The sequence below is a fragment of the Alicyclobacillus sp. TC genome (assembly GCF_016804365.1).
Taxonomy (GTDB): domain Bacteria; phylum Bacillota; class Bacilli; order Alicyclobacillales; family Alicyclobacillaceae; genus Alicyclobacillus_I; species Alicyclobacillus_I tolerans.
The window spans coordinates 1164505-1180031 of the sequence record NZ_CP044434.1; the positions used below are offsets into that span (position 1 = coordinate 1164505).

The window sequence follows — 15527 nt, forward strand, 5'->3', positions numbered from 1 at the left end:
GTTGGTCGATTTGCCGTAAAGGAGGGAACGCGCCGTGTTTAAGTTTAACGAAGAAAAAGGACAACTGAAATGTTCGTTTTGTGGAAAAACACAGGAACAAGTAAGGAAACTAGTGGCAGGACCAGGAGTATACATTTGCGACGAATGTATTGAACTTTGTAATGAAATTGTTGAAGAACAGTTAGGTGAAGATGAAGAATTCGAATTAAAAGACGTTCCCAAACCGACTGAAATTAAAGCGATTCTTGATCAATACGTTATTGGTCAAGAGAGTGCTAAACGATCTTTGTCTGTGGCGGTTTACAATCACTATAAACGCATAAATATGTCGAATGGTAAGTCGGATGATGTGGAACTTTCTAAATCTAATATTATGTTGCTTGGTCCGACTGGTAGTGGTAAAACTTTATTGGCTCAAACTTTGGCGCGAATCCTGAATGTTCCCTTTGCAATTGCGGATGCGACATCCCTAACTGAAGCTGGATATGTTGGTGAAGATGTAGAAAATATCCTACTTAAACTGATTCAAGCGGCTGACTATGATGTTGAAAAGGCTGAGCGGGGCATTATTTATATTGATGAAATTGACAAAATTGCCCGCAAGTCTGAAAATCCATCGATTACTAGAGATGTTTCTGGTGAAGGTGTACAACAAGCTTTGTTAAAAATTCTTGAAGGTACAGTGGCAAGCGTTCCACCACAAGGTGGTCGCAAACATCCTCATCAAGAGTTTATCCAAATTGATACAACTAACATTCTCTTTATTTGCGGTGGAGCATTTGATGGCATAGAGCCAATCATTAAACGCCGTCTTGGTCGTAAGGTCATTGGTTTTGGCTCTGTAGAATCTGCTAACCGTCATCTTGACAATGAAGATATACTGACCAAAGTTTTGCCAGAAGATCTTTTAAAGTTTGGTCTGATTCCAGAGTTTATCGGTCGTCTTCCCGTCGTCACAACATTGGAGGCGTTGGATGAAGAAGCGCTTAAGCGGATTTTGACCGAGCCGAAAAATGCCTTGGTCAGACAGTTCCAGAAGCTTCTTGAATTAGATGGAGTAACTTTGGAATTCCAAGATGACGCGTTATCTGTTATTGCTAAAGAAGCAATTAAACGCGGTACGGGCGCTCGTGGTCTTAGAGCCATTATTGAATCCATAATGTTGGATGTCATGTATGAGTTGCCTTCACGTGAAGATGTCCAAAAATGTGTCATCACTCGCGAGGCAGCACTTCACGAACAACGTCCTCTGCTCATTGGTAAGGATGGAAAAACCATAAAAGTTTTTCGCAAATCAGAAGAAACAGCTTAAATCAATAATTTTGATTAACAAGTTTTGGGAAGAATTTTTGCTTTGGCATTTGTTGCAAGTATCTTTTGCAGCAAATGCTTTTTTGCGTTTATTGGCAATTTCTCCAGGCAATAATGCTCATATTGCTTCATGAGTGTTTGCTGCCATGGGAGGATGCGAGATGAACATGACGATTTTGGCTGGTATTCAAATTTTTTTCGCTATTGTGATAGGACTATATTTCTGGAATTTACTCAAAAGTCAAAATCAAAATCGACATGCGGTAGAGCGAGAGTCAAAAAAAGAGTTAGCTCGATTAAAATCGATGCGAGAAATTTCTCTCTCTGAACCACTTTCGGAGCGGACGCGACCTTCATCGATTCAAGATATTATAGGTCAAGAGGAAGGATTAAAAGCATTACGGGCAGCTTTATGTGGACCTAATCCCCAGCATGTGATTATCTATGGCCCTCCTGGCGTTGGCAAGACAGCTGCTGCACGAGTCATTTTGGAAGAAGCCAAGAAACGAGCCGAATCTCCATTTGCTGAAGATGCAAAATTTATTGAACTCGACGCAACCACAGCTCGTTTTGATGAAAGAGGAATTGCTGATCCGTTGATTGGCTCCGTTCATGATCCGATTTACCAAGGTGCAGGTGCCATGGGTATAGCAGGCATTCCTCAGCCAAAAGCTGGCGCAGTAACCAAAGCTCATGGTGGCATGCTTTTTATTGATGAAATTGGAGAGTTACATCCAATTCAAATGAACAAATTATTAAAAGTTTTGGAAGATCGTAAGGTTTATTTGGAGAGTGCGTACTACAGTAGTGAAGATCACAATATTCCTGCACACATTCATGATATTTTTCAAAATGGGTTACCAGCGGATTTTCGCTTGGTTGGAGCAACAACGAGATCGCCCGAAGAAATTCCTCCTGCCATTCGTTCTCGCTGTATGGAAATATTTTTTCGCTCTCTGAGTCGGCAAGAAATTGCTGAAGTAGTTTCGCGAGGATTTGAAAAACTGAATATGATTGCAGAAAAGCCTGTAATCGATGAAATTTCCAATTATGCCACAAATGGCCGTGATGCTGTAAATATTGTTCAGATTGCAGGAGGAATGGCATTAACAGAAAATCGCACGCAAATTACCTTGGAAGACGTTCAATGGGTTATTCGTTTTACACATATGTCTCCTCGGCCTGAGAGAAAAATTAACCCACATCCGCAAGTAGGGGTTGCTCATGGTTTGGCAGTGTATGGGCCTTCTTCAGGCATGTTGCTTGAAGTGGAAGTCGTAGCTGAAAAAAATAGGGTTGGACATGGTAAAGTGACAGTGGGAGGTTTGGTGGAAGAAGAAACCATTCGTTCACGGAGCGGTAGCATGCGACGTAAATCAATGGCTATTGGTTCGATGGAAAATGTATTGACAGTTTTGCAGAGAATCTCTGGACTCCATCCGTTTTCTTACGATTTGCACATTAATTTTCCTGGTGGAGCGCCGGTAGACGGACCAAGTGCTGGAATTACTATGGCTGTAGCTGTATGTTCTGCGATTACCCGTATTCCTGTTTTGAATACGGTGGCAATGACTGGGGAACTCTCTATTCGAGGATTGGTTCGTCCGGTCGGTGGTGTGCCTGCCAAAATTGAAGCAGCGAAGGAAGCGGGAGCAGAAGTCGTGCTTATTCCAAAAGAGAATTGGCAAGAGACATTTCATAATATGAATGGCATTAAAATTGTGCCAGTCGAGAAACTGACGGATGTGCTCAAGCTTTCACTGGTTGGTGGAGTGGAAATGGATTGGGAAAAACGAATTCTTACGGAATCAAGTTCTAACCCATCCGTATCCATAAATCACTCCTCTGTGTCGTTCTAATTTGGATTGCTAAGCTAAGCAGAGTACAATACTAGTAGGTTAGTGGGAGAGCAACTCGGGGGTGACTCAGTGGCAACAAAATCAGAAAAAAAACAACTCGTTTATCCATTGCTCCCATTGCGTGGATTACTCGTTTTTCCAACCATGGTTTTACATTTTGATGTAGGGCGAGAAAAATCCATCAAAGCTCTGGAAAAATGCGCCATGACGAGTAACCAATTGCTGTTGTCTTCACAGGAAGACGGTCAAGTCGATGATCCGACAGAGGAAGATCTGTTTCATATAGGTACTTTGGCCAAAGTAAAGCAGATGATGAAACTGCCTAATGGTACAATTCGTGTTTTGGTAGAAGGCATCGCTCGGGCACGAATTCATCGTTTCACCAAAACGGATGAATGGTTTGAAGTTGAGGTTGCTGTTCAAGAAGAACAGGATTTTTCTAAATCCAATGCTGAATATCAGGCTCTCATGCGCTCTGTTTTGCAGCAGTTTGAACAATATTTGAAATTATCCAAAAAGGTCGACCAGGAAGCTTATTCAAGCGTTGTAGATATTTCCGATCCTAGTCATTTCGCTGATGCCGTGGCTGCTCATCTGCCTCTTAAAATTCGTGAGAAACAGCAGCTATTAGAAGAACTTGATGTAATGAAAAGACTGGAAAAACTGTTGCAGATCCTTTCGGATGAGAGAGAAATTCTGGAATTGGAAAGAAATATTCACCAACGTGTTCGCAAACAGATGGAAAGAACACAAAAAGAGTACTATTTACGCGAACAAATGAAGGCCATCCAAAAAGAATTGGGTGATCGTGACAGCCGTTCTGCAGAAGTTGAGGAATTACGCCAACAGTTGGAGCAAAAAGAGATGCCGTTGTTGGTAAAAGAAAAAGTGGAGAAAGAACTCGAACGTTTAGAAAGAATTCCTCAGGCATCAGCAGAAGGTACGGTCGTCCGTACTTATCTGGACTGGCTGCTTGCCTTACCGTGGATAGAGACGGCTCAACAGCGTGTTGATTTGCGTCGTGCTGAAAAAGTTCTTAACGAAGAGCATTATGGGTTGGAAAAAATTAAGGAGCGTATTTTGGAGTTCTTAGCCGTACAAAGATTATCCGGAAAAATGACAGGACCGATTATATGTTTGGCTGGACCACCTGGTGTAGGCAAAACTTCTTTGGCGCGGTCTATAGCCACAGCCTTAAAACGTCCATTTGTTAGAGCCTCTCTTGGCGGTGTACGAGACGAGGCGGAGATTCGCGGTCATCGTAGAACCTATATTGGCGCCATGCCGGGAAGAATTATTCAGGGCATGAAATCTGCAGGCGTTAAGAACCCTGTGTTTCTACTTGACGAGATCGACAAAATGGCAAATGATTTTCGTGGAGATCCTAGTTCGGCGTTGCTTGAAGTACTTGATCCGGAGCAAAATCAAACATTCTCCGATCATTACATCGAGATACCTTTTGATTTGTCCGACGTCATGTTTATCACAACAGCCAACAATGTATACCAAATTCCTGGTCCACTCCGCGACCGTATGGAAATTATTCAATTAAGTGGCTATACAGAATTGGAAAAATTAAATATTGTCAAACAACACCTTTTGCCTCGCCAAAAGGAAAAACATGCCCTTAAAGCCGATCAGATGCGAATTTCAGAAGATGTACTTTTAATGCTGATACGACACTACACGCGGGAAGCTGGTGTCCGTCAGTTGGAGAGGGTAGTGGCGGCTGTTTGCAGAAAGGTTGCTCGTAGAATAGCTTCAGGTGAAAAAAAACGAATAACAGTGCAAACGAAAACGATAGAGGATTTTCTTGGTCCCCCGATATACCGATATGGAGCACAGGAAGAAGAAGACCAAATTGGCGTTGTCAATGGACTCGCATGGACAGAAACAGGTGGAGATTTGCTTTCTGTAGAAGTGTCTGTTGTACCGGGCAAAGGCAAGCTGGTCTTAACAGGCCATTTAGGTGATGTGATGCGCGAAAGCGCACAGACTGCCTTTTCTTATGTGCGTTCGCGAGCTGGTCAGTTTGGCTTACAACATGATTTTTATGAAAATGTCGATTTGCATGTGCATGTTCCGGAAGGGGCGATTCCGAAGGACGGACCTTCTGCTGGTATCACCATGGCTACCTGTCTCATCTCAGCTTTAACAGGCAGACGTGTACGTCGGGATGTTGCTATGACAGGAGAAATTACTTTGCGAGGTAGAGTTTTGCCGATTGGTGGATTGCGTGAAAAATCTTTAGCCGCGCACCGTGCGGGTATTCGTCATGTCATTCATCCGTTGGACAATGTTAAAGATTTACGCGATATACCACAAGTGGTTCGTGATGAGATGGAATTTCATGCTGTTAAACATATGGACGAAGTTGTGGCTTTAGCTTTTGTTGAACCTTTTCCTCTTGAGGAGTTTGAAGGGTTTTACCCGACCGACAAAATGCCCGATATTTTAAGAAATACGTTCTCTGGAGAAGGAGCTCACCAATGAAAATTCGTAAGGTGCAATTTGAAATCAGTGCAGTCCGTCCCGAGCAGTGGCCTCAGGACGGACTTCCTGAGTTTGCTTTCATTGGGCGTAGCAATGTTGGCAAGTCTTCTTTGCTCAACCGTTTGCTCAATCGAAAATCGCTGGCACGAGTATCTCAACATCCCGGCAAAACTCAACAGATTAACTTCTATAATATTAACGATACTTTGCGTTTTGCCGATTTACCTGGCTACGGTTATGCCCAGGTTTCCAAAACACAACGGGCTGCGTTTCGTAAATGGATAGTTCAATATTTAGAAAAAAGAGAACCTATAACCAGAGTGTTGCATCTGGTAGATATTCGACATGAACCCAGTGTGGATGATCGCGATTTTCACCGTTTGTTACTGGAGTTACAACACCCAGTTTTAGTGGTTGCTACAAAGTTGGATAAAATCTCCAAGAGGGATATAGCCAAGCACATTCAGCAAATTCGCACGGGCTTGCAAACTCCTAATCCTATACTTTCTATATCGAGTGAAAAGAACATGTATATTGATGAACTCTGGTCTGTTTTGGAAACTGATTTGACTGCTCATGAAAGTGAATTAAGTGATAATGAATAAAACATTGAAATGTAAAGATGATAGATAGGAAATTGACGGATCGCCATGAAGATGACACATTTATTGCGCCAATGATTATCCATAGGTTGCTATAATTATCTTATAAAAAGCCAATGCGGGAGGTGACCACCTGCATGCAGATTGTTGTGATTGGTTTAAATCATCGTACGGCTCCTGTCTCCCTTCGAGAGAAAGTGAGTTTTGATAAAGATGCCCAAAAAACTGCGTTGTTGCGGATGAAAGATACCCGTTCCTTGTTTGAAACGGTGCTTGTCTCCACCTGTAACCGCACAGAAATATATACATTGACAACGTCAACGAAAGCAGCACGTGATTTTGTCATTCGTCTTTTGGCTCAACATTCGGGTCTTGCGACGGAAGAAATAAAAGACACACTATATACTTTCGAAGGTCCGCAAGCAGTACAACATGCAATGGAGGTAGCTTGCGGTTTGGATTCTATTGTACTGGGTGAAACACAGATATTAGGACAGGTCAAAGAGGCTGTGGCGCTTGCTGCAGAAATTGGTACGATTGGTTCGTTCTTGAAGCAGATGTTCCGTTATGTTGTAGAAGTAGGAAAACGAGCACAATCGGAAACCATGATTGGACAAGCGCCTGTTTCTGTTGCTTCAGCGGCCATTCAACTGGCTGAAAAGATTTATGGTTCATTACGTGGACGGAGTGCCTTGATTCTTGGCGCTGGTACCATGGCTCGCATAGCCGCTGAGCATCTGTCGGCTCATGGTGTCAGTCAGCTGTATATTGCTAATCGGACCCTTACCAACGCGGAAGAATTGGTTCGTCGTGTACAAGCTAAAATTGTTCCATGGGAACAATTGCAACACTTTGTTGGACGGGTAGATGTAGTGGTGGCAGCAACTGGCGCAGGAAGGCCAATTATTACTGAAAATATGTGGACCTCCATTCGTACAGGGCGCCACAGTCGGCAAACGCTCTTGCTCGATTTAGCGATTCCGCGTAATATTGATTCGTCACTTTCTGGGCATTCGGATGTTTTTTTGTATGACGTAGACGATTTACAACAAGTTGTGGATGTGAATATGGAGGAGCGACGGCGTCAAACGCGCGTGGTGCGTGAAATGATCGATTCCAGTTTATTAGAGTTTGACGAATGGATTTCGTCTCTATCCGTCGTACCCGTGATTACCGCCATTCGTGAAAAAGGTGTGCAAATTCAAAGCGATGTTATGGAAAGTTTAAAGCGAAAACTGCCGCATTTGAGTGAGAAAGAAATTCAAATTTTGCAGAAGCACACCATGAGTATTGTCAATCAACTATTGCGCGATCCGATTCATGCTATGAAGGATATGGCTGTTCAGAGTGATCCTGCTTTTTCGCCGGAGGCACTGGCTCAACTGTTTGGTATTGAATTTATCAGTCAGCCGCATCCGGAGAGGGAGATGCTGATGTCGTACAAAATGTCGGAGTTTATGGGCAAATGGCGATCTCTCATGGCTGAAAAAATGTCTGGCTCAACCGTAGGCAGTTCAGTTTATAGGAGCTAATCGTGAATGGCTACCCGCGCTGTAATCGACAGCACGATGTTTTTTTATGCACTTAGTTTATTTTTTTACTTCATGGATGTTCTTGAATCTAAAAGGATTTTCAATCGACTGGCTGTCGTCTTGTTGTTTATGGTTTTTATTGGAGAAACATCTCTGTTGATAGCGCGTTTTATTCAACTCCAATCTGCACCAGTATATAGTCGGTTTGACAATCTGTTGCTTATTTCTTGGTTGATTTTAGTGGTTGCTCTGGTGGTCGACACATTTTATCGTGTCGGCTTATTCATTTTTTTTGCAAATTTGGTTGCTTTTTCGTTTGTTATTTTTGCGAGTTTTGGTCCTTTCAGTCCGGGTATCATACCTCATGGCCGTCCGGACTTGCTTATTTTCCACATCTCTCTTGCACTTGTCAGTTACGTTTTTTTTTCAGTCGCCTTTGTGTTTTCTGTCATGTACCTTGTCCAGTATCATCTTTTGCGAAAGAAAAGTTTTAACCACTGGTTTTTAAGATTGCCGGGATTAGAGCACTCATCACGTACAGCGAGATGGTGCAATCGTGTTGGCTTTACTCTTTTGCTTATCTCCTCGTTGTTGGGTTTCTTGTGGGGGAAAATTGTACTCAATCTTTGGATATGGGACTCTCCAACACCTATGGCTACTCTCGTGTTGTTACTTTTCTATGCATTGACGTTTTGGCTGGAAATTCGTCGTTCATTACCCTTGCATGTGCTACATCGATTGTATGTAGTTTGCTTTATGGTTTTACTTATCAATTTTTTGCTGATTGGTCGTTTTGGGGGTTATCATTAGACCGTGATGAAAAAGGATGTGTGTTTAATTGCGAATGATTCGAGTGGCTTCAAGAAAAAGTTTATTGGCAATGACGCAGACGAGACAAGTTATTCAACAGCTTCAATCTTTTTTTCCAGACACTGAATTTCAAATCATACCTGTCGTTACGCAAGGAGATAGAATTCTTGATGTTTCACTTTCTAAAATTGGTGGCAAGGGATTGTTTGTTTCTGAAGTAGAGCAGCAATTGCTCCAAGAACAAGCGGATATGGCTGTGCACAGTTTAAAAGATGTACCAGCAGAATTGGCAGATGGTTTAGTCATTGCTGCTTATCCGAACAGGGTGGATGCCCGGGATGCCTTAATTACTAAAAAAGCCAAAGCTATTCATAATCTTCCCCAAGGTTCTGTCATAGGTACATCCTCGTTACGCCGTATGGCTCAACTTAAACATTTGCGAAATGATTTACAAATCAAATTGCTGCGCGGCAATATTGATACGCGGCTTAACAAATTAGAAAGCGGAGAATACGACGCTATTCTGTTGGCAGCAGCCGGACTGATTCGAATGGGGTGGGAAGACCGTATCACGGAACGTATCGACCCTATGCATATACTTCCAGCAATAGGGCAGGGAATTCTGGCTGTGGAATGTCGAGATCAGGATAGTTCACTAAAAGAAATGTTGCAGTCTCTCCACTGTCGACAAACGGAACAGGTAGCGCTTGCAGAAAGAGCCTTGCTTCACTCACTTAACGGTGGATGCCAGGTACCTATCGCAGGATATGCGGAATGGCAAAATGGAACCTTGGTCTTGACGGGTCTTGTGGCTTCTGAAGATGGGGAAGTAATTTATCAGGTCAAGGAATCATTATCTAGCAGAATGTCTCCGGTCGATCTCGGTCAAATGGTGGCAAAGAAATTGCTTGAGAAAGGGGCAGATCAGATTTTGCAAAAGTATTCCTGAAGGTGGAGTGGGGGAGGTGGCGATGTTGACCACAGAGCGAGTGGCAGTTCTGACCAGAAGTTCTCCAGGACTTGAGAAAACAGCTCGTCAGCTTGTAAACTATGGCATTCATAGTATTTTACTCCCCCTGACTCAAACTGTGTCGGTCGATGACGAGTCGCAAAACTCATGGATTCGAAATGAGTCAGAAATTCAAGGAGTATGCCTCACATCAGTAACTGCGGCTCGCCTTTTCAAAGCATGGTTACATAAGCATTCTGCCCTTTTCCCATCCTTGCCTGCTTGTTACTGTATTGGTCAAACCACTTGGAAAACGGCTCTTGACTGTGGACTTGTAGCTTACTGGCGAGAGAATATCCATACTGGATATCAACTGGCGGAATGGCTTGATAAACTGACTTCACCATCCAAGGGGATATGGCTTTATCCCTGTGCTCGACAAACTGCAGGTACTCTTGAACGAGAATGTGAACGCCGTGGTATACGGCTGGCGAAATTGGTTCTATATGAAACAGTCCCGCGAATCCCCAATAAAGCAGAGTTGCAAGAAATTGCCCGCTTTCATCGACCAGTTTGGGTGTTTCACAGTCCTTCTGCAGTTAAAGTGTATATAAATCATGTCCAGCCGCTACTCAAACAATGGCAAATGGAAGAGATTCAGGCTGTTGCGATCGGCACTACTACAGCTGATGCTATAAGGAAAACGGGGATTCAACTGGCAGCAATAGCTTCAGAGCCCAATGACGAATCATTGGTGTCGGCCATAGGTTCAGTCCAAGATCTGAATTCTTCATAAATTTTTTCATGTATAAAATGGCTATTTTTCAGTGTGTCGCAATCTATAAAAGAGGTGAATTTGGATGAACAATTTTCAGAGACATCGTCGTCTACGGACTAGTGCTCAAATGCGTCGCTTGATTCGAGAAACAACGGTCAGTATCAATGATTTTATTTTGCCAGTCTTTGTTCAAGAAAATTTGACAGGTAAGGAAGAAATCACGGCAATGCCTGGCGTCTACCATTATGGACTGGATGAATTCAGGAGATTGGTTGTGGAAATCGCAGAAAAGAACATTCCTGGCATCATTCTGTTTGGCTTGCCAGCCGAGAAAGACGAACAGAGCTCGAGTGCTTACCATCCTAAAGGTATTGTTCAGGAAGCTATTCGCGCTGCGAAAATGGAAGTTCCTGAATTGCTTGTGATGACAGATGTTTGTCTTTGCCAATATAATCCGGCAGGTCATTGCGGTTTCATTCGCAATGGAAAGATTGTCAATGACGAAAGCCTGCAGTTGATTGCTCAAACTGCTCTATCCCACGCAGAAGCTGGTGCTGATGTGGTTGCCCCGTCAGATATGATGGACGGTCGTGTACAGGCTATTCGCTCGCTTTTAGAAGAAAATGGTTTCCAAGATACAGCAATTCTATCTTACGCTGTCAAATATGCTTCCGCTTTTTACGGTCCATTTCGTGAAGCTGCCCATTCTGCTCCATCGTTTGGTGATCGTAAAACGTACCAGATGGATCCTGCTAATGTTCGTGAGGCTATGCGTGAAGCCGAGTCTGATCTTCGTGAAGGTGCTGATATGCTTATGGTAAAACCAGCTCTGTCTTATTTGGATGTCACCGCTAAATTGCGCTCGTCCACTCAAGTCCCTATAGCGACTTACAATGTTTCGGCTGAGTACAGTATGGTGAAAGCTGCGGCGCAACAAGGTTGGATTGATGAACGTGCCACTGTAATGGAAATGTTCACATCTTTTAAGCGAGCTGGTGCTGATTTTATTTTGTCCTATTTTGCACTATCGGCTGCTGATTGGTTAAAAGAAGAATAGAAAAGAGGGAATCGAGTGGATAATGATGGGATCCTTCAAATTGAAAAATCAGAAAAAGCGTTTCAAGAGGCTGTCAAATGGCTACCTGGTGGGGTAAATTCACCCGTTCGAGCTTTTTTGGCTGTTGGTGGAAACCCAATCTATATTCGTCAAGGAAGCGGACCGCATATTGAGAGTTTGGATGGTCATTCGTATATTGATTACCTATTGTCTTGGGGGCCTTTGCTATTTGGACATGCTCATCCGCGCATTAAGGCAGCTGTAACTGAGGCTTTGGAAAAAGGCACCTCCTTCGGCCTGCCAACGATTGCCGAAACTGTAATGGCGCAAAAAGTAAATCAACTGATGCCCGCAGTGGAAGTTGTACGCATGGTCAACAGCGGAACAGAGGCGACGATGAGCGCACTGCGTTTAGCGCGTGCGTTTACGAAAAGAAATATCATTGTTAAATTTGAAGGATGTTATCACGGTCACTCGGATGCACTTTTGGTTAAAGCCGGATCGGGCGTGGCTACTCTGGGTTTGCCAGATAGCCCTGGTGTACCGGAGGGAATCGCTCACTATACCGCTACAGTACCCTATAACCAAGTGGAAGCCTTACAGGAGCTTTTTGCTCAAATGGGTGAACAGATTGCTGCAGTTATTGTGGAGCCTGTGGCTGGCAATATGGGGTGCATCCTGCCCCAACCTGGGTATCTGGAAGAATTGCGGCGATTGACTGAAAAATACGGTACTCTACTTATTTTTGATGAGGTGATGACGGGATTTCGCGTAGCTGCTGGAGGCGGCCAAGAACGGTTTGGTATCCGTCCAGATTTGGTAACACTGGGGAAAGTAATTGGTGGCGGTCTTCCGGTAGGCGCCTATGGTGGTAGACGGGATATCATGGAATGGGTAGCGCCCAATGGCCCTGTTTATCAGGCGGGTACTTTATCTGGTAATCCTCTTGCGATGGCTGCAGGCATTGCGGCACTTACCATGATTGAGGAAGAAGCGCCCAATGGTTTGTATAGCAAGATGGAACAATACGGGAAGCAAATCGTTTCAGTTTTTTTACAGGCTTGTCAAGACAAAGGCATTCCTGCATACGGCCACGCCATTGGAGGAATGTTTGGATTGTTTTTCAATGAAGGAGCAGTGGTAGACTATCAGTCTGCAGCTCAGTCCGACAAAAAAATGTTTGCACAATTTTTCCATGCATTACTCAAACGAGGTGTACTTTTACCACCGTCACAACTGGAGTCTTGTTTTCTTTCCGCAGTTCACGGTCAAGAAGAGCTATCAAGAACTTGCGAGGCTGTTGATAGCGCAATTCGTTCGTTTTAACTGCAGAACGTCCTTCGCTTATCCATGTGTGTGAACGCTGCTGTAAGGACATAAAAGCATATCCCACTTCATAAACATGCAGGGAGAGACCTGCTGTTTAAGGAGGGGTATTAGGCGATGCAGAATCAGCAAACACCCATGATTTCCGTAGCCATAGACCAAGAAGTGTTTATGGATAGTGTTCGCGAAGGAGACAGAGTGGAGGACGCTACTGTCGCAACGGAAGTTATTTCTTTCGATCGCGTTGAAGATACTTATGTGCTCGAAGGCGCTATCGTTTTTGCGGGGTACTTGGCGTCCCAAGAAAAGGGCAAGTCATCAGAGGGAAAGAACACTCAAATTGTGATGGATGACGATCCGGTCATTCATGTCCATCATCGTTTGCCCTTTATTTTAAAAGTTCCAGTTCATGCTCAACCGAATGGTGTTCTGAATGTAAAAAGCAGACTTGCTGGTTGGAAATTAGATGTATCGGGAGATTCTTGGCTTCGTGTACAAGGGAATTTACAAATTGCCGGTCTTGTGGATAAAGGTGGATATCATTTCCAATGTGGTGCACAAGAGATTGGCGATTTATGGGTATCTTTGCCGGATCGGCCTCAATCGACACATGTAAACGAACTGTCAAGTCAAGGTATGAAAGAGACGAATGCATGGGTTGGAGAGTTTCGGGGAGAAACGGAAGCCTCTGAGTCCGAGAGTTTGATGTCAGACACAGTAAGCAATGTTGAATCTGACACATTCGCGGAGCAATCCTTCAACGCGCAGGACCAGGGTCAGGACACACCATTTCCTGTACGCGGTATGGAGGATCCTGAGGAAGAGGGGGACAGTGCTGAACGGTTGAATAGAGTCACCCTTGAGACGGAGCAATTGAGTGAAGCGCGTGCAGGGCATGGCTTGCAAATACAAGAAGATGTCAATGAGTCCAAAGAAAGCAGGGGCAATAAGGAAAATCAAACACCAAGTGATATAAACAGCTCTGCTGATTCTACGGTTCTTGGTGCTGCCGCAGAGTTAGAAGCGCTTGACCGTTTTGTGGTGAGTGATACGGAAGAACAAAAGCCGCTGGCCGAGTATTCGTTTGAGAATCAGTTGAGTGAAAAACAAGAAGCTCAATTCGAGGAAAAAGAAGCTATTTCCTTCTCTGCTTCGCGGGCCTTTTCTGATTCTGGTTTTCACGCCAATCTTGCCTTCAGTAAAGATGCAGGGCGTATCCAACAGACTCGCACGGAGCCGGTAGTTGAGCCTTCCCCTTCCAATGGAGCTTTTCAGGAACCGGAGACGTCTTTTGAACGTTCTATGGATAATAAAAGTCTTTGGTCGTTTGTCGATTTCAATGCTCCCGAAAGGTTTTATACCTTACGCTATGTTGTAGTCGAGGAAGGCGAGACGCTGCAAATGGTGGCCGATCGCGTTGGCGTCTTGAAAAGTGAAATGATTCGTGTCAATCGTTTGGAAACAGAAGATATTTGGGTGGGTCAAACCCTTCTTATACCGGACACCCCGATACGTTTGGCAAACGTGCAAAATTTTTAAGAATGATGCTCTGAAAAGAATAACTTCGATAGCGAACATCAGCATAGTGATTTCTCCTATGCCTGATGTTTTTTTGCCAACAAAGTTAAATATCTATTCAACCTGGCTATGGTGCCCCAATAAAAGTAACTGCAAAGACAATAAAGAGAAGCATAAGAATCAAAAGGTCCAGTGTATTGGGCCAAATTAAAGCGCGAAAGAAAAGTAGCATGATGGCTGCTGCCAACATTAATTTGACAAAACGTGCCAGCATGATAAACAGACCCATGCCAACCACCTCCTGGCGAAATCTTATCTGGATAGCTCGTCTTAGCTCGTCGAATATATACTTTGCGTATGATATATATGCAAATAGGTGAGCATGTACCCCTTTTTTTCGCATAAAATTGGACATGCAGAACAATATTCGCTAGACTTGCCTTTCTGAGCTTTGCTAGAATGGGCGACAGGATTGAGAGGAGAGATGGGGTAATGGCGAATTCGTGGATGGATGGAGGCACTTGGAGAGGCTTCCATATTCGATATCTTGCCATCTTATCTGTGTCGTTTGCTGTTTTACAGGCAGTCGCTTATTATACAGTTCATTATCCGCTCATGTTTAGTTCAGAGTTTGCCATGATTCTCATGATGTGGCTCATTATTCCGCGTTTGACAGAACGTCGATTGGCCAATACGTTTGCGGGTGTCACAACTACGTTTCTGCTTGGATTGATTTTGCAGTTTACAATTGGTCTGGAAATTACGGAAAAAGGTGGTATATGGTATACTTTAGGGCAAAATTTGCTGATTTTCGTCGTCGCCTTGGCACTCAGTTATCTCTATTTACGCGTTTCCATATGGAGCGACAGAAAAAAAGCAGAGTTAGAGAAACGCCGGGCAGAAAAATCATCAAGCGCTCAGACAACTGTAGCACCCGTCCGTGTTCATCGAATTAAGAAACGCCGCCATCCTGGACGGCGCAAAAAGTAAAGTCATACAAAAAGATGCCATGAAGGTTTGACAAAGTCTTGTTTGTTCTCGTATGATAGAGCAACCAAATTCAATTTCGGATAAAAAGCGTTGATGAGAAGGAGTAAAAACGTGTAACCGTTCAGAGAGAGAACCATTAGCTGGAAGGTTCTTCGGTAGCCGTTTTGAACGTCGTCTCTGAGCTGCTATAGCCGGGTCATACCCGTTATCAATGTCGAGTGTCCTAAGATTGCGTTTTTCTTTCTTGGGAAATTCAGGTGGTAACGCGGAAGAAGCCTTTCGTCCTGAAGGACGAAAGGCTT

At 43.8% G+C, this 15527-nt stretch carries 13 protein-coding genes and 1 other annotated feature; of the genes, 12 read left to right on the forward strand and 1 reads right to left on the reverse strand.

Features of this window, described 5'->3' with window-relative positions:
• Nucleotides 1-34 precede the first annotated feature (34 nt).
• From clpX to FY534_RS05650, 11 genes are all read left to right on the forward strand, one after another.
• Complete coding sequence (clpX, locus tag FY534_RS05600; RefSeq protein ID WP_072874736.1) at nucleotides 35-1312, forward strand: ATP-dependent protease ATP-binding subunit ClpX; 1278 nt, start codon at nucleotides 35-37, stop codon at nucleotides 1310-1312.
• A gap of 160 nt (nucleotides 1313-1472) precedes the next feature.
• The gene (gene lonB, locus FY534_RS05605; RefSeq protein ID WP_203115389.1) at nucleotides 1473-3170 is read left to right on the forward strand and encodes an ATP-dependent protease LonB; all 1698 of its coding nucleotides are present in this window, start codon (nucleotides 1473-1475) and stop codon (nucleotides 3168-3170) included.
• A 69-nt stretch (nucleotides 3171-3239) separates the two neighbouring features.
• Nucleotides 3240-5663, forward strand: coding sequence for an endopeptidase La (gene lon / locus FY534_RS05610; RefSeq protein WP_203115390.1), 2424 nt, complete (start codon nucleotides 3240-3242; stop codon nucleotides 5661-5663).
• Entirely contained in the window at nucleotides 5660-6268 is a 609-nt protein-coding gene (gene yihA, locus FY534_RS05615; protein WP_203115391.1) for a ribosome biogenesis GTP-binding protein YihA/YsxC, read from the forward strand. Before lon ends, yihA begins: the two co-directional genes overlap by 4 nt.
• Nucleotides 6269-6402: 134 nt before the next feature.
• Nucleotides 6403-7797 carry a glutamyl-tRNA reductase gene (hemA, locus tag FY534_RS05620; protein ID WP_203115392.1) on the forward strand — a complete coding sequence of 465 codons (1395 nt, stop codon included), beginning with the start codon at nucleotides 6403-6405 and terminating at the stop codon, nucleotides 7795-7797.
• Between the two features lie 6 nt (nucleotides 7798-7803).
• Nucleotides 7804-8607: a cytochrome c biogenesis protein CcsA gene (gene ccsA / locus FY534_RS05625; protein ID WP_083574308.1), complete on the forward strand. Its 804-nt coding sequence runs from the start codon at nucleotides 7804-7806 to the stop codon at nucleotides 8605-8607.
• 28 nt (nucleotides 8608-8635) lie between these two features.
• A complete protein-coding gene (gene hemC / locus FY534_RS05630) occupies nucleotides 8636-9556 on the forward strand; it encodes a hydroxymethylbilane synthase (protein ID WP_203115393.1) in 921 nt (306 codons plus the stop codon).
• Between the two features lie 25 nt (nucleotides 9557-9581).
• Entirely contained in the window at nucleotides 9582-10352 is a 771-nt protein-coding gene (locus tag FY534_RS05635; RefSeq protein WP_165612007.1) for a uroporphyrinogen-III synthase, read from the forward strand.
• A 64-nt stretch (nucleotides 10353-10416) separates the two neighbouring features.
• The gene (hemB, locus tag FY534_RS05640; RefSeq protein WP_203115394.1) at nucleotides 10417-11391 is read left to right on the forward strand and encodes a porphobilinogen synthase; all 975 of its coding nucleotides are present in this window, start codon (nucleotides 10417-10419) and stop codon (nucleotides 11389-11391) included.
• Between the two features lie 15 nt (nucleotides 11392-11406).
• Nucleotides 11407-12717, forward strand: a complete 1311-nt coding sequence (hemL, locus tag FY534_RS05645; RefSeq protein ID WP_238413684.1) for a glutamate-1-semialdehyde 2,1-aminomutase — start codon at nucleotides 11407-11409, stop codon at nucleotides 12715-12717.
• A gap of 117 nt (nucleotides 12718-12834) precedes the next feature.
• Nucleotides 12835-14256: a LysM peptidoglycan-binding domain-containing protein gene (locus tag FY534_RS05650; protein WP_203115395.1), complete on the forward strand. Its 1422-nt coding sequence runs from the start codon at nucleotides 12835-12837 to the stop codon at nucleotides 14254-14256.
• Between the two features lie 106 nt (nucleotides 14257-14362).
• Here FY534_RS05650 and FY534_RS05655 read toward each other — a convergent pair whose 3' ends face one another.
• Nucleotides 14363-14524, reverse strand: a complete 162-nt coding sequence (locus FY534_RS05655) for a hypothetical protein (protein ID WP_165612008.1) — start codon at nucleotides 14522-14524, stop codon at nucleotides 14363-14365.
• 203 nt (nucleotides 14525-14727) lie between these two features.
• Between FY534_RS05655 and FY534_RS05660 the strand changes: the two genes are divergently transcribed.
• Complete coding sequence (locus FY534_RS05660) at nucleotides 14728-15225, forward strand: hypothetical protein (RefSeq protein ID WP_072874745.1); 498 nt, start codon at nucleotides 14728-14730, stop codon at nucleotides 15223-15225.
• Between the two features lie 81 nt (nucleotides 15226-15306).
• Nucleotides 15307-15515: a binding site (T-box leader), on the forward strand.
• Nucleotides 15516-15527: the final 12 nt, after the last annotated feature.